Annotated in this window: 12 protein-coding genes and 1 pseudogene; 5 read left to right on the forward strand and 8 right to left on the reverse strand. The window is 66.1% G+C overall.

Annotated elements, in window-relative coordinates; all coding sequences use genetic code 11:
* Window positions 1–159 precede the first annotated feature (159 nt).
* Window positions 160–519, forward strand: coding sequence for a toxin (locus ACPP3B_RS03700; protein ID WP_424859755.1), 360 nt, complete (start codon window positions 160–162; stop codon window positions 517–519).
* Complete coding sequence (locus tag ACPP3B_RS03705; RefSeq protein ID WP_424859756.1) at window positions 516–830, forward strand: helix-turn-helix domain-containing protein; 315 nt, start codon at window positions 516–518, stop codon at window positions 828–830. The genes ACPP3B_RS03700 and ACPP3B_RS03705 overlap by 4 nt, the downstream gene beginning before the upstream one ends.
* Window positions 831–848: 18 nt before the next feature.
* On the opposite strand, the gene ACPP3B_RS03710 is transcribed toward ACPP3B_RS03705, so the two are convergent.
* The 3 genes from ACPP3B_RS03710 to dcm form a co-directional block, all read right to left on the reverse strand.
* A complete protein-coding gene (locus ACPP3B_RS03710) occupies window positions 849–1,883 on the reverse strand; it encodes a replication-relaxation family protein (protein ID WP_424859757.1) in 1,035 nt (344 codons plus the stop codon).
* 432 nt (window positions 1,884–2,315) lie between these two features.
* Window positions 2,316–5,162: a UvrD-helicase domain-containing protein gene (locus ACPP3B_RS03715; RefSeq protein WP_424859758.1), complete on the reverse strand. Its 2,847-nt coding sequence runs from the start codon at window positions 5,160–5,162 to the stop codon at window positions 2,316–2,318.
* Window positions 5,159–6,532: a DNA (cytosine-5-)-methyltransferase gene (gene dcm, locus ACPP3B_RS03720; RefSeq protein ID WP_424859759.1), complete on the reverse strand. Its 1,374-nt coding sequence runs from the start codon at window positions 6,530–6,532 to the stop codon at window positions 5,159–5,161. The genes ACPP3B_RS03715 and dcm overlap by 4 nt, the downstream gene beginning before the upstream one ends.
* A gap of 363 nt (window positions 6,533–6,895) precedes the next feature.
* Here dcm and ACPP3B_RS03725 point away from each other — a divergent pair.
* From ACPP3B_RS03725 to ACPP3B_RS03735, 3 genes and pseudogenes are all read left to right on the forward strand, one after another.
* Window positions 6,896–8,067 (forward strand): IS3 family transposase gene (locus ACPP3B_RS03725; RefSeq protein WP_424859250.1). Its coding sequence is split into 2 segments (ribosomal slippage): window positions 6,896–7,151 and window positions 7,151–8,067, totalling 1,173 coding nucleotides; the frame shifts between segments, so codons are not numbered across the junction.
* 64 nt (window positions 8,068–8,131) lie between these two features.
* Window positions 8,132–9,369: pseudogene (locus ACPP3B_RS03730) on the forward strand (IS256 family transposase).
* Window positions 9,370–9,519: 150 nt separating this feature from the next.
* A complete protein-coding gene (locus tag ACPP3B_RS03735; RefSeq protein WP_424859760.1) occupies window positions 9,520–10,701 on the forward strand; it encodes an integrase core domain-containing protein in 1,182 nt (393 codons plus the stop codon).
* A gap of 202 nt (window positions 10,702–10,903) precedes the next feature.
* Here the strand turns inward: ACPP3B_RS03735 and ACPP3B_RS03740 are convergent, their stop codons facing one another.
* The 5 genes from ACPP3B_RS03740 to ACPP3B_RS03760 form a co-directional block, all read right to left on the reverse strand.
* The gene (locus ACPP3B_RS03740; RefSeq protein ID WP_424859761.1) at window positions 10,904–11,197 is read right to left on the reverse strand and encodes a hypothetical protein; all 294 of its coding nucleotides are present in this window, start codon (window positions 11,195–11,197) and stop codon (window positions 10,904–10,906) included.
* Between the two features lie 143 nt (window positions 11,198–11,340).
* Entirely contained in the window at window positions 11,341–14,298 is a 2,958-nt protein-coding gene (locus ACPP3B_RS03745; protein ID WP_424859762.1) for a beta strand repeat-containing protein, read from the reverse strand.
* A gap of 169 nt (window positions 14,299–14,467) precedes the next feature.
* Complete coding sequence (locus ACPP3B_RS03750; RefSeq protein WP_424859763.1) at window positions 14,468–15,784, reverse strand: tetratricopeptide repeat protein; 1,317 nt, start codon at window positions 15,782–15,784, stop codon at window positions 14,468–14,470.
* Window positions 15,781–17,823, reverse strand: a complete 2,043-nt coding sequence (locus ACPP3B_RS03755; protein ID WP_424859764.1) for a CHASE2 domain-containing protein — start codon at window positions 17,821–17,823, stop codon at window positions 15,781–15,783. Before ACPP3B_RS03755 ends, ACPP3B_RS03750 begins: the two co-directional genes overlap by 4 nt.
* Window positions 17,820–19,154 (reverse strand): FecR family protein, encoded by a 1,335-nt coding sequence (locus tag ACPP3B_RS03760; protein ID WP_424859765.1) that lies wholly within the window; start codon window positions 19,152–19,154, stop codon window positions 17,820–17,822. Before ACPP3B_RS03760 ends, ACPP3B_RS03755 begins: the two co-directional genes overlap by 4 nt.
* Between the last annotated feature and the right edge of the window lie 97 nt (window positions 19,155–19,251).

Here is a 19,251-nt window from a genome sequence, read left to right on the forward strand (position 1 = left end):
GGGCAAGGTCAACAGCCGCAGCGGATATGTCCTGTTTCGTATAGCCACCGGGACGTCAAACCGGTCAGGCCCTGCGGGTGCGCCTTGCGGCCCGGCCTCGAAGACTGGCCTTGAAGATTGGCCTTTGCTTTGGGTACGCAATTCACGTACACTTCAACTATGAAAGCCGTCTTCGTGGAGTTGCCTGCGTTTGAGCGTTTGCGGGCCGACTACATGGACGACGAGAGCTACCGGGGGTTGCAGATGGCGCTCATGCGCAACCCCTTGGCTGGCGATGTGATCGAAGGGACGGGTGGTCTGCGCAAGTTGCGGCATGCAGACCCCAGACGCGGCAAGGGCAAGCGCGGGGGGTTGCGCGTCATTTACTACTGGTGGCTCGGCGGCCGTCAGTTCTGGCTGTTCACTGTGTACGACAAGGATGAGGCTGACGATTTGACGCCACAGCAGCGCAAGGCCATCCGACAACTGCTGGATGTGGAACGTCAGCACCGTCAACAACTTGGAGGGTTCAAGTCATGAGCAAGCGCGACGTCTTCGCGGAGGTGATGGAGGGGCTCCAGGCGTTAAAGTCCGAGCGCGAGGGCAAACTCACGCTCCGCCAAGTCCAGGTGAAGTCCAAGCCCGTGCCGGGGTTGGCACCACAGGAGTTGATTGCGGTACGCACGCGGCTCAAACTGTCCCGACCGGTGTTCGCCCGCTACCTGCGCACCAACGAGCGAACGCTGGAGAATTGGGAGCAGGGCCGTGCCAAGCCCAACGCGCAAGCGGTTCTACTGATTCGGATGGTGGCGCAGTTTCCCGACACGATGCAGCGCCTGGAGGCCGTGTGAACCGTGCGTCGACCCATCTCACGGGGTGGCAGTAAAGCCCAGCGGCCGAGAAGGGGGCCATTGGCCGCTCGACAGCGACCAAGGCAACGCGCTGCTGTCAAACCACTCGCGCGGTGACGGCACACTCCAGGGCTGCACGAGCAATCGTGCGCCGACTCGGCGCACTGTCTGCACCCGGCCGCCGCTCAGGCGCTGCTCGGCGTCAACGAGCACGTCGTACAGACCCCCTCCACGCTGGACCAGGCCGCTGTCGCCGGTCAACCCCACAGTGACGCGGGGCAGCAGGTGCGACAGATTCGCCCGGGCGATGCCAGTGCTGCCGGTGAGCACCACAATGCGGCGCAGCGGCATGATGCGCTCGCCCTCGTGGCTGCCACTGCCCGGCACCCGCACCGCGCATCCGGCAGCGCGCACGAGCGCCGTGAGGTCCGCCAGCCGCCGGCTGCCACGCTGACTGCGGTCGATTTCAACCCAGACCAGCTGCGGACCAGAGGCACCGGGCAGCACGATGAACGCATCGGGCCACAGCCCGCGTGGTTTGCCGTCGACAGCAACCGTGAGTGGCGGAGTCTTGAGCAACGCTCGCAGTTCAGTCTCTGTCCACGCGGTCAGCCCCAGAGCTTCGGCGGCGATGACAGTCTGCGATATGAGCAGAGCGTGTTGGGGATTGCTCCTGTCCGCCACCCGCCGCGCGCTCGGTCGAACGGCCGGCCAGGCGGTCCACGGCTGCGGCGGTGTACCCGGGTCGTCACCGCGCAGTTCGACCAGTCGATACGCGCCGCGTTGTGTCAGTGCGTACACCGTCTGGTGCGCGACGACACTGCGCTGCACGAGCCGGTCTTCAACCAACCGGGCCAGTTGGCGCTGCGCCGCCGACATCGCCGCCTCAAACCGCCGGTCCGCGGCGATGGCCGCGGCCACATCCACCGCGCGCAGCAGCCGGTGGCGGTTGAGGTGCTCCAGCACCGCACGCTCCAGGCTTTGCTGCTGTGCGTGCGGATGCGCGTAGCGCTGGGCGTCGTAGTGCACCCGTCGGGCACGGGTTGTGTGCACGGTTTCGGACCGCGTTTGGGATGGACGGTTGAGGCCGGTCATGGGTAGTGCAAGGTCGAGCATCGGGAGGTCTCCTGTTGGGGTCTTGTTGTGTAGCGAACGCCACCGCAAAGCCCGGCCTGACCACGCTCGGACGTGGCATCGGGGTTTCGCGATTCCTGACCCGATGCCGGTGCGTCGGCCTGTGGCCAGGGCCCTGCAGCGTCTGGGTATCTGCCCTTCCGCCGCGACGCTGCATGTGAACGACGGGGGCGAGCGGGGAGGCGCTGTGTGAGCCGCGCGCCGCAGCCGGCGCGCAACCCGGTGGCGGCAGGCGGTGGGCAGAGGATGCGCGTGACTTCGCGACCCCCGGGTTGCGCGCCGCCCGACGTTGCGGCTGCCCCCGTGCGGACGTGGCCCTCCGATACCCGGCTCTCAACGCCTATCGGCGGCTCAGGTGCCGGCATCCGCCCGCTGCCCGACCTCTTGGACATCTGCTGTGCCACGTGAAGCGAACGTGCCGTCCTGCGGGGCTGCTGTGGCTTGCCCACCACGCACCGCGGCCCAGGCGTCCTCGAGCGCCTGGGGCAGCAGACCGACCGACGTCAGCAGGAGTTGCCGCTTCGCACGCGTGATGCCGACGTACCAAGTCTGCAGGGCGTCGTCAGCCGTTTCGCTAGGCTTGCGCATGCCCAGTGCAAGGACGACCGCATCCCATTCCCGGCCTTTCGATGCATGAATAGTCATCACGGGCGCGTCGATGCCGCGCAGTTTTAGGCGAGCCTTGAGCCAGGCAACCTCGGCATTGCTGCGGACCAAGACAGCGGCATCGCGCGCCGTCAGCGTGTCCGAGAGCCACGCAACGATGGTCTCGAGCTCGGCCTCGCGGCTGACGCAGCGCTGCAGCTGCACGCTGCCTGCAGCGTGCAGCGCCTGGGTAGCGGGCATACCAAGCGGCAGCGCGTTGGCCAGCGCGACAATCGGCGCCGCGCAGCGACGGTTGACGCTGAGCGCTGCGCTGCGCAGGTTATCGAACAGTGCGTCTTGGGTCGGCGCGCACTGGCGGGCCCACTGGGTCAACCCGCCCGCTTTCGCCCCCCGCCAAGCGTAAATCGCTTGGCGCTCGTCCCCAACCGCAAACACCGTATGCCCGTGTGCCTCGACCCAGGCCCACTGCGCTTCGCTCAAGTCTTGCGCTTCGTCGACCAGCAGCCATTTGTCCTGACGACCCTGCTCGGCACTGCGCAGCAACCAAGCGTCGAAGTCAGGTTCACCGCCTTTGATGCCGAGCCAGTGCCTGGCCAGCGCATGCATCGTGCCCACCTGCACGCCGTGCACGCCACGCGCGTGCAGCCGCTCGCGCAGGTGCTCGGCTGCCTCGCGAGTGAAAGTGGTCAGCACGAGCTTGTGGGCGGGCACGCCCTGCTGCAGCAGCCACGCCGCCCGTTCGACGAGGAGGTGCGTCTTGCCCGAGCCGGCGGCGGCCAGCACCGCATGATGCCCATCGACGGGCAGCTCAATGGCCTGGCGCTGTTGCGCACTCGACGTATCTTCCTGCGGTCGCCTCGAGCCCGGTTCGACCTGGGAGGTTTCAACTGTTGCTATGTGTACAAGAGCGCCTGCGGCGCTGCCCTGCCCGCCCTGCTCAGCCACCGTCTGCCGGGCAAGTCCCTCGCCGGTGAGCGCAGCCAGCGCCTCGGCGGCTTGCTTGCGCAGCAGCTGGCGGCCCAAGGGCCGCACCAACGCCCTGGCGGTTTTGCTGCGCGCGACATCCTGCACCTGCACACCCACCAGCCGCTCCCCCTCGCCGCCGTATTGCGTGGCTACCTTGACCCGTAACGGCTTGACGACGTAACGCGCTGGCATAGGCGAACAAGCCAGGCCACCCAGCAGCCGCAGGTACTCGGCGAATCCCTGGCCTTTGTCGCGCTGGCAGACTTCGGCCAACTCGGCAACGGCCGGGTCGAGCGCAGCACGCTCGGCCTCGTCATCGAGCCGGACCTGTCTGAGCAAGTCCCAGCAGCTGGCCGCGCCTTTGGGGATGCCGTAAAATTCGATTCCCCGGATGCCCCAGGTGCTGCGGTGCGCGCGCACCCGGGCGGCGGGGCCGGAGTCGATGAGCGAGTCGTCCTGTTCACCGGCGAGTTCGCTGTGCGCCGTGGCATCACCGCCGGGCGTGCGCTGGCCGTCGGCGGCGGGCTGCTCGCCGGGCTGGCCCTGCCGTGGCCGAATGCCAACGCCGCAGGCTTTGGCGACATACTTCAACACATAGCTCGCAAAGCTCGCCACCACCCCTTCGGTGCCGGGCGTGCGGGGTGCTCCCAGGTCGAGCTGGCACTGCGCGCCACGGCGGGCATTGCGGTGAAACCGACCCGTTCGGAAGTCATCGAGGCTGTCGTACTGCCGGATGCGAAACTGCAGCTTGCCCGCTCGGGTACCCACGGCTTCCCGGATTCGCAGGCCGGCTGGAAACTGGGTCAGGGTTGCCTGGCAGATGCGCCGCAGTTCGTCGTCGCTTTTGAAGAAGAACGCGCAGTGCCAATGCGGCGTGCCATCTTGCATGGGCTCCTCTGTCCGCACGCCGCTCAGGATGATGCCGTGCTTGCGTAGCTGCATGCGCAGCCGGTGCCAGCCCTGGGCGATTTCGCGGTGACCGGCATCGGGCAGTTGGCCGTTCCAGCGGTGCTGGCCGTCGTGATGTTTAGGCCGGGCGTGCCAGGCGCTGGGCAGCGTGATGGTCAGCATCGCCCAGCGCAGCCCCGCTTCGACCGCCAGCGCTTCGATGCCCTTCAGAAAGGCGTAGTAGCGCGCCGCGAGCTGCCGTGGGTGGTGCAACCGTTCCTCTAGGGGCTGCATGTGGCCCGTGGCGAGGTCGAAGATGACGCTGTCGCGCGCAAAGCGTCGCGCATGAACTTGGCTGTCTTTGTGCCACGCCAGCGCCACGTCGCTGGCGTAGCGCTGGCCGTCGTGGCCGATACTTCCGGCAGCCAGCAGCGCCGCTTCGCGGGCCTGGCGCAGCTGGCGGGCCCCAGCCCGGCGCCACCACCGGGGGTCGGCGCTTCTGAGCAGGGCTTCCTCGGGGGTCTTGCCCGAGGGCTGCAGATTCCAAACGCTGTCGCGCACCGGGACACCGGCCTGGGCGCTGAGCTGGGCTTGGCGCTTGGCCCAGGCGTCCAGCTCGGCGCGGCCCCAGGCAAGCCGCTCCTGCCCGCCGTCCTCATTTAGGGGATGCGGCTGAGGAGCAGTCGGTTCGTCGGCGTCGGCAGTTATGGGCCAGGGAGTCGGTATCGGGGGCGTCATGCCCCGTCTAGCGAATAGCCCTCGCGAACCGGGCTTGAAGTGCCCATACCCGGTGCGGCCTGAACCCGTGCTTGTAACAGCCCCCACCCAAGCTGGCGCACGACCCCCACGACAATCGCGTTGCCCATGAGCGCCACCCGCTGGGCAGGTCGAATCCCGTCCAGGGCTGTGTGCCCGCGCGCAAACCCCATTAGGGCCTCCACCTCTTCCGGCGTCAGCCGTCGCAGGCGACCATCCGCATGGCGCACGACATGCGTGGTGCGCGAAGGGCTGGCGCCCCCTTCGCTCGTGATGACCGTGCGCGCCGGTCGGTCCAGCGGGTCCGGGAAGGCCATCGCGCCCTCGCTGTAGGTATAGACATGGCCAGTGGCACTCACGCGCGGGATGCGTTTCGCGCCCTTGCACGCTTGCCAGCGAGGCAGTTGGTCCTCGGGGATGAAGAACGCCTCGGGAACGACGGTGGTGCCGGCCACGACGTCGCCTAGCGTGAGAGGCTGCGCTTGCCCCACGAACGCGGTGAAGTCCGCTGAAGACCGCGCCGCAATCGGCGCGGTCCAGACCTGGCCGCAAGCACACAGACCAGCGTTAGCAAAGGGCGACTTGGCGGGACTGAGTTCGGTGTCAGCGAGCAACTGTGGCAGCTCGTGCGGCAGCAGCAGCCCCGTTTCGGTGTTCGTGTCACCTGGTAAGCCACGGGCGATGGCGCCGTCCTGGGTCAACCACTGCCGGGCGCTGTGCGCGTTCGCTGCGGCCGCCAGCGCCGCGCGGCCTAGCGCCGTGTGTTGGTGATGGGCGAGGATGTAGAGCCGCTTGCGCCGCGTCGGGTAGCCGTAGTCTGCAGCGTTGACGACGCGCCACTCGACTGCATACCCGAGCTCCAGAAGGCTGCCGAGGATGACCGTGAAGTCCCGGCCGCGCGCGCCGGCCGGGCTGCTGAGCAAGCGGTCGACGTTCTCCAAGATGAGGTGGGCAACCGGCTGGCCGCGCTCTCGCAGCTGCTTCAGCAGGTCGTGAACGGACCACCAAAGTTGGCCCTTGTCGCCGGCCAGCCCGTGAGCGCGACGGACGGGTTGAGCGACAGAGTAGTCTTGACAGGGGAAGCCACCGACGAGTACATCGGGGCGCAGCTCTTCGAGACGGGCCAGCGTATGCGGGTCGCTGAGCACCGCGCGGATGTCGCGGCCATCCAGTTCGCCTGGCCAGTGCCAGCGGTAGATGTCGGCCGCCCACTGGCGCTTCGCGTCAGGCTCCCACTGGTTTGCCCAGACGACTTGGTAGCCTGGGGCTGGGTCTTCGGTTGATTCCGTTGGGGTCTTGGTGGACTCGAGCGCACAGCGAAATCCACCGACACCGGCAAAGAGTTCGAGCACGCGCAGCGGGCTCTGTTGGGAAACATGGGACACTGGTCACCTCCGGGTTGAGGCCCGGCGGTGACGCGTCGGTGAGCGGTGCGCCCCCTTGGCACACGCTTGGATCGACTCAGTCGGCGCTATCGCGCCGGGCTGAGTCGTCTAGGGAGTGGTTTTAAATTTCGGGGATGAGTGAAGAGAACAAAGGCCGCTGCCGCGCGATGCGACAGCGGCCCGCGAAGGCGCAAGCCGCAGCCGGTGGGGGCTTGCTCAGTCCAGAGTAAATGAGGGTGTCAGGATTTTTGTGTGGGGGGCCTACCATGACCTTGCCCCTGGAAACCGGATCCCTTGCTGAGTGGTTGAATACAGGCAAGGAGAACGGAAGTGACGAAGGCAACGAGAGCGCGCTACACGCTGGAGTTCAAGCTGGAAGCGGTCAGGCTGGTCAAGGCTGGCCAGAGCATGGCGGCGACGGCGAAGATCCTGGGCATTGCGCAACAGACGCTGCACAACTGGATCCGTGCGGACCGAGACGGTCGTCTGGCGGGGGCTGGAAGCAAGCCGGTGAGCCCAGAGCAGATGGAGATCGCCAGGCTGCGCGCGGAGCTGGCGCGGGTCAAGATGGAGCGCGACATCCTGGGAAAAGCGACGGCGTACTTCGCGAAGGAGCGGGGGTGAAGTACGCCTGGATCGAGCGTAACCGCAAGCGCTGGCCCGTGTCGGTGGCGTGCGCAGTTCTGGGGGTGAGCCCCAGTGGGTACCACGACCACCGTGTGCGCCAGGCACGACCACGACGTGGGATCAGCAACGATGCTCTGCTGGTTCATATCCGAGCGATCCATGCCGAAACGCGTGGCGAGTACGGCTGGCCGCGGATCTGGAAGGAACTGCTGGCACGCGGCATTCGGGTGGGTAAGGAGCGCGTTCGCAAGCTCATGAGCCTGCACGGCATCCGCGCCCGAGGCAAGCGCAAGTTCAAGGCTACGACCGACAGCAACCACAAGCTGCCGGTGGCGCCGAACCTTGTGGATCGGCAGTTCAAGCCGGCCACGCCGAACGCCGTGTGGACGAGCGACATCACGTATGTGGCCACCGACGAGGGCTGGCTGTACCTGGCGGTGATCATCGACCTGTTCAGCCGCCAGGTCGTGGGCTGGTCGATGCAGCCGCACATGCGGCGCGAGCTGGTGATTGACGCGTTGCACATGGCCTGGTTCCGCCGCCATCCGCCGCCGGGACTGATATGCCACAGCGATCGCGGCAGCCAATACTGCAGTGCCGACTTCCAGAAGGCGCTGACCGGCTACGGCATGCGCAGCTCGATGAGTCGCAAGGGGAACTGCTGGGACAATGCGCCCACGGAAAGCCTGTGGGGCTCGCTCAAGGTGGGCAGGCTGCACGGCAAACGCTTCAAGACCCGGCGCGACGCCATGGACGAGATCGTCGACTGGCTGACGTTCTACAACCACCGGCGGCTTCATTCGTCGTTGGGCTATGTCAGTCCGATGCAATTCGAACGGGCTTGGCTTGCCGCCCAGAAAAGGCAGGCTGCGTAACGGTCTCAGCTATGGGATCCGGAACTCGCGGGCAAGGTCACCATGACGATGTTCAGGAGCCCCCATGCCACGCAAGAAGACCACCCCCGTCGCGAAGCCGGACGCCATCCTCCCCGACGAGCTTCTTGAGAAGCTGATCCCCGGCCCGATGGACGCCGCCGGCGTCGAGGCCGTGTTCCAGAAGCTGAAGAAGGCCGTGATCGAGCGCGCCTTGGGGGCTGAGCTGGGCGTGCACTTGGCCAGCCCCGAGGGCGGCTGCGGGAACCATCGCAACGGCCGCAGCGGCAAGACCGTGCTGACCGACGGCGGGCCGCTGCGGATCGAGGTGCCCCGCGACCGGGCCGGCAGCTTCGAACCGCAGCTGATCCCGAAGCATGAGCGCCGGTTTGCCGGCTTTGACGACCGGATCATCTCGATGTATGCCCGCGGCATGTCGGTGCGCGAGATTCAGGGCCATCTGGCCGAGATGTACGCCATCGAGGTGTCAGCGGAGTTCATCAGCGCCGTCACCGACGCGGTGATGGCCGAGGTGGGGGCCTGGCAGGCCCGGCCGCTGGAGCCGATGTACCCGGTGGTGTTCTTCGATGCCCTGCGGGTGAAGATCCGCGAGGACGGCGTGGTGCGCAACAAGGCGGTGTATCTGGCCTTGGGCGTGCTGCCGGACGGGACCCGCGACATTCTGGGGCTTTGGATCGAGAACACCGAAGGCGCGAAGTTCTGGATGAAGGTGTTCAACGATCTCAAGACCCGCGGGGTCACGGACCTGCTGATCGGCGTGGCCGACGGCCTGAAGGGCCTGCCGGAGGCACTGGAGGCGGTGTTTCCGGCCACGACCCTGCAGACCTGCATCGTGCACCTGATCCGCAACAGCCTCGACTATGCGAGCTGGAAGGACCGTAAGGCGCTGGCCGCGGCGATCAAGCCGATCTACACCGCACCGAGCGCGGAGGCCGCCGAGCGCGCGCTGGACGCGTTCGAGGCAGGGCCGTGGGGCCAGCGCTTCCCGACCGTGGTCGCGGCCTGGCGGCGGGCGTGGAGCCGGGTGATCCCGTTCTTCGCGTTCCCGCCCGAAGTGCGGCGGATCATCTACACCACCAACGCCATCGAGAGCGTGCATTCGCGGTTACGCAAGATCATCAAGAGCCGCGGGCACTTCCCAAGCGACGAGGCGGCCACCAAGCTGATCTGGCTGGCCTTGCGCAACATCACCGCGGACTGGAAGCGGGCGAGCAAGGAGTGGAAATCGGCGATGAACCAGTTCGCGATACCCCCGGCGACCGCTTCACCCTCGCACCACGCTGAACGACACGAGGACAGATTCAGAAACCGCCCCACACACAAAAAACAGGACATCCCCGAGTAAATCCTCCCAATGAGTTCACAAGGCACACGTTGTAAACAAGAAACCGCTTCGCTTATCCTCTGGGCCTTTTTTGCCCGAAAGGAGGATGCGTGTTGTGGTTATGCTTACCCCTGCTGGCCTTTGCCAGCGGGGTTCTGGTTGGCAGATTAAGCGTGCGCCGCTACCGGCATGATCGTATCGCCTGGGCGCAGCGACGACTGCAACTGAAGGTGCTGTCGCTCGAGCTCAAAAGTCTGCGCAGCAAGGTGGTGTCCAACCAAGGCCGTCGCACACCACCGGCCAAGCGGCGCTTGGTGAGGAAGCGGCCGACGCTGAAATGCTGGCAGCGGCGGCTGATTGCCTGGCTGCGCCTGTATTTTCCCTGGCTGACGCGCTTCATGCGATTCTCGCCCGGTGCCTACATTCGCTGGCTGCAGGCCAAGGCGCGCAGGCGCCACGCCATGAGAATCGCCGAGGGCAAGGCGCGTGGTCGACCGCCCACTCCACCCTTCATCGTCGACGCCATCCTGGCCATCAAGCGCGATAACCCGCGCTACAGCGCCGGGCACATCGCCCGCATGATCTCGGGCGGGGAGCTGAAGTTTCGCATCAGCAAACAGACAGTGGCGCAGATTCTCAAAGCGCACGGCTTCAAGCCCAGGCCAAAGGGCAAGCGCCCGCCTCGGGAAGAAGAGCCCGGCTGGCTGACCACTCTCTACAACCAGCACGTCATGGCCATCGACTTCAAAATCACGGGCGACCTTGCGGGCAACCGGCTTGCCGTGTTTAACCTGATTGACCACGGCCGCCGCGTGCTGCAGTGGTCACGCGCCACCTACAGCCCCACGGCGCAGTGGGTCGCACAGCAACTGCGCAATGCCTTCATGGACATGGACGTGCTGCCCGAAGCCATCGTCATGGACAGAGACAGCATCTTCTTGCCCATCGTCAAGCAGACGCTGCCGGCCATGGGAATAAGGACTATCCGGATTGGCTACAAGTGTCCGTGGCAAAACGCGGTGGTCGAGCGCTTTCATCGCACGCTGGACAATGAGCTGCTGCGCTACGTGCAGCCGCTGAGCGACCGGCATCTCAATCGGCTGCTGGCCGAGTTTCGCCGGTACTACAACACCGCACGGCCGCACATGGCCTGTGGTGTGGAGCCGCCCATCTTGCCGGATGTGACGAACAACCCGGCCGCGAACGATCCCGGCTTCTTCAAGACCCCAAGGAAACTTGTGCGTCAGAAGTGGTTGGGCGGGCTGCACTCCAGCTACCGCTGGGCAGCGTAGCGCTCGAGCGCCCGTTTGCCGCCTCTCGGTCATCGGTGCCGGCAGCCGAGGCTTGCGTGCACCCGGAAATTGGGCGCTTCTGAGGCTTGGCAATGCTCTGTGGCCGGCAAAGGCTTTTACGGCGCTCAGAAGCGCTTTCAGGAAGGCGTCACAGGCGGCTGGCGCCTGGGACCAGATTCACGTGAAAGACACAAAACGTGGCTTATCGGATTTTTTCACCAGCACAGTCGTTGCCGGGTTCTCGACTGGGGCACAGCACGCTGATGAGGTCTTGCGCACTTGCCGGCGCGGCGCGGACGCGCTTTTCAATCAAGTCAATGTAACGTTGCTCACCGGTATCATCATTGGAGTGAGACTCGACCGTAAAGCACCGTCCAACGTCAGGTTGTAAACGATAGCCGTAGCCAACGAGAAATCGTTGCTTGCCAAACAGGTCATAGACGAGCGTCGTCTTACCCCAGTTGTTGAAACCAACGATCAGAAACGCGCGTCGCATCGCTCCTCCTTTTTCATCTCTTCCGTAAGAGCCCTGCCCCAACCGCAAGGCCCTTATGGAAAAAACCCTGCCCCTCGTGAGAAGGACAGGGTTTCAATCACCTCAAGCACCTACCCGAGGGCGGGTGCTTGTCTCCGGGGAGATTAGGCGATGGTCAGAACTTCCGACGCGAAAGCGGAGGTGCTGAGGTCGATGGTACCAGTCAGCTTGATGACGGCATCGGTGCCAGAGGTGAAGCCCGCGCTCGGACCGGTCGTGCCGTTATCGTTGGACACAACGATGTAGGTATCGGTACCGAACTGGAACCACTTGGCAACAGCGTTGGTCGAGCCATCGAATGCTGCGGCAGCATCCAGGTATTGATCCAGGGTCGCAGCTGCACCCAGAGTCACCTTGGCACCCAAAGCACCGTTCGCGATCGTGCCGCTGGAGATGCCAGCCAGGTCGATCTTGTCAGCCTTTGCAGCATCGGCAATGGTCAAGAACGCAGTCTTGGTACCAACTGCATTGACATCAAAGGTGTCCGCACCAGCACCGCCGGTGAACACGTCAGCTCCACCGGTGTAGACCAGGGTATCGGCGCCGTCATTACCAAAGATGCTGTCGTTTGCGGTCGCGCTACCAGTCAGGGAGTCATTACCAGAACCACCCTTGATAGTGACAGCTTCACTAACAGTGGTGTTAGCAGAAACGAAAGTCACAGCCAGAGCAGCTGCATCAGCAGCAGCGCCAGTCACACCACTTGCGTCGAAGCTGGTGATGGCAGTGTTGCCGGTGTTGGTCAGGTTCAGACCAGCGTTACCGGTCACCACAACCGACTTGGCAGCGGTGGCCACCAGGGTCAGCGTGTTTGTATGTGCTGTGGTGTCAGTATCGGTGCTCGTAATGTTGACAGTTTCAACGCCGGCCAGGGCCACGCTACCGGCAGTCAAGGCGGAGGCAGACTTTAGGGTGAGGTTGAAGGTGTCATTCGTGCCGGTGGCGTTCGCCAGCGTCACAGTGGTACCGCCGGTCGGGTTACCCAGAACGGTCAGACCGACACCAGCAGCAACATTGGTGAAGGTCGTCGCACCAGCCGTATTCCCGATTTCCAGCTCGATGAAACCATTGGCGTTATGGCTACCTTGAGCAGCAGCACCTGCAACACGCAGGACTTCGAAGCCACCAAAGGCCGGGTCAGCAATGAAGGAAGAACCGTTGGTGTTGGCAACCAGGGTGTCCTTGCCATCGCCGCCGTTCAGGGTACCACCGGTGCCCAAGGTCGCCGAAGAGAGGGTCACAACGTCATTACCCGCACCCATGTTGATAGCCTTGGTGGTCGCGCCAATCGAGATGGCATCGGCGCCAGCGCCACCAACGAACAGCACGTCGTTAGCCAGAGCGGTGCCCAGCGAAGCGCCGCCGGTGTTGGTCACGGTGATGGTCTTGACATTGGCCATCGTCTGAGCCGTCAGAGTCACCTTGGCGTCGCCAGAGATGTTCAGCGCGGTTGCGTCAGCAGCGATCAGGTCCGCGATGGTGGAAGCGGTACCGGTGGAAGCCAAGTTGATGGTGGTGAAACCATCGTCAGAAGCAGCTTCTGCGTCGGTGATCGCGCCAGCGGTCAGGCCGCTCACGTTCAGGTTCAGCGTGTTGGCGGTCGGGGTAGCGGTCAGTGCGCCACGGCTAATTCCAAGGGTGCCACCAGTACCAGAGAGATTGACGGTGGTCAGCGCGCTGGAGTCGATGGTGGAGTTGCCGTAGTTGTTGAGGGTGACGGTAGCAATCGTGCCTGCAGCAGTAGCCGAAGCAGCGTTGACATCGGTGACAGTCACTTGGCCGTTTACGATTGCTGCACGCCCCACACCAGCGGCGCCAGCGACTCGAGTCTGAGCAGCGGTTTGAGACACGCTAACTTCGGTCGTCGAGGCATTGCCGGTAACGTTGACCGCGCTCAATGTCAATGCATCATTCGCGTCATCCGATCCGCCCGTGACGGTACCCTTCACGTCGACATTAACCTTCGTGCCACCCGTGACGGAGACTTGGCCCATCGTCAGCGTCGTGGCGCCTGCACCATCAGCCAGCGTACCTGCTGCATTAACCACCACTGCACCAGCCGCAGCAGTCGTGCCGCCAACGGTGGTGGTACCGGTGGTCACGCCGGTAGCGTTGACGGTCACATTGTTACCGCCGTTGAAAGAGGTGTTGTTGCCACCCTGCAGGGCAACGGTGGCAACCAGGTTTTGAGTAGCTGCAGCAGTAATGGTCTGGGCAGCACCCGAGGTGTTCGTGTTCAGTGCCGTGGTATCAGCAAAACCAGCGGTAGTATTGAGCGTGATGCCAGCACCAGAGGTGACGTTGACGGTTTCAACGCTGGTCACAGTGACGCCAGTGGGGACGCCGGTAACAGCAGCGGTTTGAATCCAGTTCAGGGTATCGTTGCCTGCACCACCGTTGATCTGGTCGCCAACCGTCAGGGTTGCTACGCCACCGGACTCGCCAGCGGTAAAAGTGTCGTTGCCCGACGTGCCGGTCAGATTGTCCGTACCCGTAGTGAGCGTAAACGTCTGCCCCGTCGCCGCACCGGCCAACACGGCATCCAGCGCCGCCGTCGTCGACACGTCGGTCGTCGGCGTCACGCCAGCAATGACCGACTTGAGGACGGCCAGGTCGGTGGTGTTGCCGAGCTTGACTTCGGTGTAGTACCGCGCAACGGCCACTTGGTTGGCCAGCAGCTTGGCGGTGTTGCCCCAGTCGGGATCCGTCAAGGGCTTGTTGGCCAGGTTGGTGAAGATTTGGTAGATCACGTCGCCCCGGCTCCAGCCGATATTGAGGGCAGCCTCGACGTCGGCCTTGGCTTGCGCCTTGGCGGCGGCGCTGGCGGAGGTGCCAACGACGTTTTCGATCAAGGCGTTCGCGAACTGCGCGTTCGTGTAGAAGTTGGGATACACCGAGGTGAACTGCGGCTTGGTGGTGTAGACGTTGACGATTTGCTTGGTCGTCATGCCAGCCGCGTAGGCGTCGGCGATTTGGTTCATGTAGGTGACGCCGGGGGCGGCACCAAAAGCGATGGCAAAGAACCGATAGGCATCGGTTTGTTGCTGAGTGGTCATAGCCATGGGTTGCACTCCTTGAAAGGAAAGAGATGGATCGACCCCGAAGCAGGCTTAGGCTGCGGGTGCCCGAGCACATTGTATGTCACCGGCCGCCGCCGGCGGTTCCACGGGATGTGATGGCGGTCACACGGTTGCCCGAAAACATGTGGCGTGTGCGCAACAGTACGCGACGTCAACGGCCGTTAGGCAGGGTACGCTGCCACAGCAGCTGCACGTTGTGCTCGCGCCACGCAAATAGGGGCAGGTTGGCGTGCCGACGGGTGGAGGCGAGTTGCAGGGTCCATTGGCCCACAGAGGGGTCGATGGGCAGGCGCCACTGCAGCACGATTTGCCCGGTGAGCAAGCGGCGGCGCGCGCCGTTGGCGAGCAAGGGGCTGTAGCCCGAGGTGTCGCTTTGCCACTGCAGGGCGCCGAGCAGCTGCCAGTGGGGCGCGAGCTGCCACGCCAACTGCGCGCCCAGGCGAACTTGGTTGGGCTGTGTGGCGTGGCGCAGGATGTCGGCCTCGGCCCACGCCTGCGTGGCGGAGGGCCAAGGCCACCGCGCTGCTGGACGAGGGGCGGTTTGGGTGCGTAGCGCGCGCACGAGCAGGCCACGGCGGCCGTTGTTTTCGTCGAACCAACCCAGGCCGCAGAGCCAGACGGTGCCCGTATCGGGCGCGTCAGCGCAGCGGTGGATGAGCTGCAGGTTGGCGCGGGCGCTGTGGTCGAGGTCGCGCTGGGCGCCGAGTTGTAGCGCCCATTGGCTGGCCGCGGCGGGCGTGGCCGCGTCGCCCTGCCCCAGGGGAGCCCAAACCCGCAGCCGCCAGGCGGTCGCAGTGTCGGGCAGGTCGCTGCGGCGCAGCTGCAGGCCCCATTGGCTGCCGTTTGCGGCTTGGTGGGTCACTTCGGTGCTGGCGATGGCGGCGGGTTGGGGACGCTGGCTCAGGGTCGCGAAAACGTCGCCTTCCGGCAGGGTGAGGCGGATTTCGCGCGCGCCGGTGAGGGCGAGCGGATTGCTGCTGCGGCCCAAGCCGACTTGGACGGTGGTGCGCGCGGGGGTGTCGGGCCCAGGCAGAATGGAGCCAACCGCGCTCAGGCGCAGCTGCGCCAGGCGGGCCCGTTGGTCGGCGGGGGTGCGGGGGTCGGCTTCGAGCGCGGCGATGAGGGCTTGCGCGGTCTCGGTACGACCCCGGTGCAGCAGCACGAGCACGAGCTGGATGAGGCTTTCGGCGTGCTCGGGGCTTAGCATGAGGGTACGCTCGAGCCAGAGCTCGGCCTGCACCCAGTCCTGCCGGGCCAGCGCGCTTTGGGCTTCTTGCCAGGCGGCCTGGGCCTCGGGGGATAGATCGGGGGATGGGCGGGCGGTGGATTCCGCGCCGGGGCCGGGCGCGGCGTCGGCCACTGCGGGCTGCGCCACCGCCGGCCCCCAGGCCAACGACGCAGCAAGTATCAGTGCGGGGCCGACCGCGATCGCGCCGCCCGAGCGATGCGCAAGCAAGGGCAACGTCACGGGGCGCACCACCACAGCGGTTGCGACTGGGGCCGATCCGGGAGGAGGAAGTGGCCCAGGGGTTGCAGCGGCGGCGCGGCGTCTGCTTGCTGTAGGCGTTGCGCCGCCGCCGAGCCGACGAGGATGGGGGCTGCCAGTTCGGGCCCGAGGGCGAGCATGGCGGCGACGTCGTTGGCCGCCGGCCCGAGCAGCACGCTGCGGCGGCTGCGGGGGCCGCCGACGAGCCCGAGCAGGTAGCTGCCGCACTCCACGGCGATGTAGGCGGACAGGGGACAGGCCGGGTGCTCGTTTTGGCGCAGCAAAGGCGTGAGCTGGGCATGCAACACGCGGGCGCACGCCAGGACAGCGCGCGCCTCGACCGGGGATTGGCCTGGCCAGCCTAGGTAGAGGATGCCGCCTTGGGCGTGCTCCATGGTGCCGCCGTGCTGCTGGGCGATGTCCTGAACGGTGCTGTGCAGGGCATGAATGAGGGCGAGCGCCTGTAGGCTGTCGACCCGCGCCACCCAGGCGTCGAGCCCCTCGATGCGCAGCGCCAGCAGGCTGCCTTGGCAGGCTTGTCCCAGGCTGTCGCCGTCGGCGGTTTGGTGCGCGATACGGTGCGCGAGCTGTGGCGGCACAAAGCTCTCGAGCATGCGCGCGAGTGCCTGCGCGCGGCGGCGCTGGGCCATCCACTGCGCCCCCAGCAGCACGACCCACAGGCCCATGACGGCAGCCGTGGGAGCCGCCATGGGCAGGGAGAGCCCGGCCTGGAGACGCGCCCAAGCGCTCAGCAGCAGGGGCAGGGCCAGCGCCAGCAGGGCCGAGGCCGCCAGCGTACTGGCACCGTGGGGAGCCCACGCGGCCGCGGATGTGCGGGACCCGCCAGCGTCATGGGGCAACGCGGCCGGCACCGAGCCATGGGTACGCAGGAGGCGCCCACGGAGCCGCACCAACCCCCGCCACCAGGGCCACAGCGCCAAGGCCGCCAGCCCCGTGATGCCCGCGGCCAGCGTCACTGGATGCGGCAGGGGGATGCCGGGCCAGGGCCCGGGGCTGAGCGATTGCGCGACCAGCTCGGCATGGATGCTGACGCCGGGGGCGCGGGGGTGTAACGGGGTGGGAATGACGTCGCCCACGCCCACCGCGGTGGCACCGAGAAAGGCGATGCGCCCTTGCAGCGGGGGCAGCGGTGCGTCGGACTGTAGCAATAGGCGTGCGCTGATGGCGTGCCACTGGGTGTGCGCGCGACGGTACGGGATGTGGAGTTGCCCTTGGGCGTCGAGCGCGAAGCGCCAGCGGCCGCGCTGGAGCCATTGCGGGGCGTCGAGCCAGCCGTCCCCCGAGCGCAGTTGCCAGGACGAGTCGGCCGGGCTGGCCGCTGCCGCCGCCGCCAGGGCGAGCTGGGGGTAGCGCTGCGGCGCGGGGGGCCGTGTTTGCCCGGTTGTTTCGCCGTCTGACGCAGCGGGGTCACAAATGACGGCGGGCAGTCGGCGCAGGCGGCCATCGGCGTCGGGCGTGGCGCTGAGGTGGCCACTCGCGCGTGGCGTCAAGCCTTCGGCCAGGCCGAGGTAGCCATGCAGTGTGATCCCCGGGGTACACAGCGGGGGAGCGTCATCGGCGGCTAGCAGGCGCCCGAGCCGAGGGGGATCGAGGACGGCGGGGTCGATCACGAGAACCTGGCCGAGAACGATGTCCCCCACAGCAAGTTGGCGTTGCAGCTCCGCGTCGCCCGCGGCCGGCTCGGGCAGCAGTAAGTCCCAGACCTGCAGCTGCACGCCCAGGCTGCGCAATCGTTCGGCGATGCGCGCCAGCACGGGGCGCGGCCACGGCCAGGGGCCCAGTTCTTGCAGGCTACGTTCGTCGATGTCGATGAGAATGATGTCGTCTGGCGCCGGTACTGGTGTTTGCCAGCGCGTGAGTTGGTCTTGCCAAAGACGGTCGAGCCCGGCGCTGATGGGCAACCGCGCCAGCACGGCTGCAAGCGCCAGGGACAGCGCCAAGGCCAGCATCCCGGGCACGGCGTGATCACGCCACGCGCGCGCAGCCGCCACGGGGGTCATTTGGCTGACCAGAGCGTCATACCCTGGTACAGGCCCGCGGGCGCTTGAAGGTTGAAGAAGTACCCCGCCTCGCGGCCATTGGCCGTGAGGGCGCCCGCGACACGCTGTTGCGGGCCGAGCGACAGCAAAATACCGTCGCTGTTGACGCTGCCGTTGGCCGACAACGTTTGCTGCGGCTGGCCATCCGCACTGAGCGTCATTTGGGTGGCAAAACGCATGCGGTCGAAGTCGACCGACAACGCGGGGGCGCTGATGCGCACGGGGCTGGCTTGCGTGGCCTGGATGAGCAGGGCATCGGCCGCAGCAAGCGCAAAATCGACCTGCCCGCGCAGATTGCGGTCGAGGCTTGCCCGGGGATCGTCGCGAAACAACGCGAATTGGCCCAACTCCCCGACGGTGGGGTGACGACCAGCCGCGGCAGCGGCGTACTCGAGGGTCAGCCGCCAGGGCAGATCGTCCGCGCCCGAGAAGCGGCCCCAGACGAGCTGCTTGGGCATGGGGGGAACGGCGGGGAGGGGCCGAATCTCGCGGCTGGTCGCCAAGACTTCGGCGACCGAGGGGGTTTGGTTGTCGGCGACATCGAGGCCCGAATCGACGCGACGGGTGTCGAGCGCAGTAGTTTGCGGGGCGCGCGCCGAGGGCTCGGCAGCGGCGGGGCGGCCATTGACAGAGACACGAATGCCGAAGAGGGCTTCGATCTCGGCGGGGGAAACGTGGCGCCGCTCGATCTGGCCGCCGGGCCGTACGACGAGGTATTGCGCCGCGTTGCTGGCGCTCAAGGTCGCCATGGCGCTGAGAGTGCCTTCCGCCTCCAACACTGGCAGGACGACGATCATGCCTTCATGAACGTAGGTTTCGACGGAGCTGTCGCCCACTTTGGCAAGAAAGTCGGTCCCGCGCACGCCAATGACGGCGATGGGGGTGTTGAGGCGGTAGCGCTCTGGCTGCAGCTGCGCACCCTGCCCGGAGATTTGGCGCATGGCGCCGCGAATGAGGTCGATGTGAATGCGGGTATCAACCCCAGCAGGATCGATGCGGTAGCGACGGATGACGAGCTCGGTCTCGGGCCGAACCGCGACCCGGGCCTGGTCGCTAAACACCAGCATGAGCATGCCGTCCTTGCCAGTGACGATACGGTCTTGCTCGGCAAGCTCGGACCCCAGCACTATGGGCTGCGCCTGACCGCGCACATCAATGCGCTGCGCTTGCCCCACGGCAAGCGCCACGCGCGCGACCGGCACCGCGGACGACTGCGCCCACGCGACGGCATGCATCGTCGCGGCGACGATGACCCCAACGAGTGTAAGCAAAAGGCGGACAGGCGTGCACATGATCGGCTCCCGGAGAACCAGCACACAAGGCAAAATATGCCCCGCGACGGTTTCGAATCGTTCCCATTTTACGAAATCTACGCTAAGAGAGGAGCGG

Origin of the sequence: Tepidimonas sp. HKU77, assembly GCF_049728535.1 — a bacterium.
GTDB lineage: Bacteria > Pseudomonadota > Gammaproteobacteria > Burkholderiales > Burkholderiaceae_C > Tepidimonas.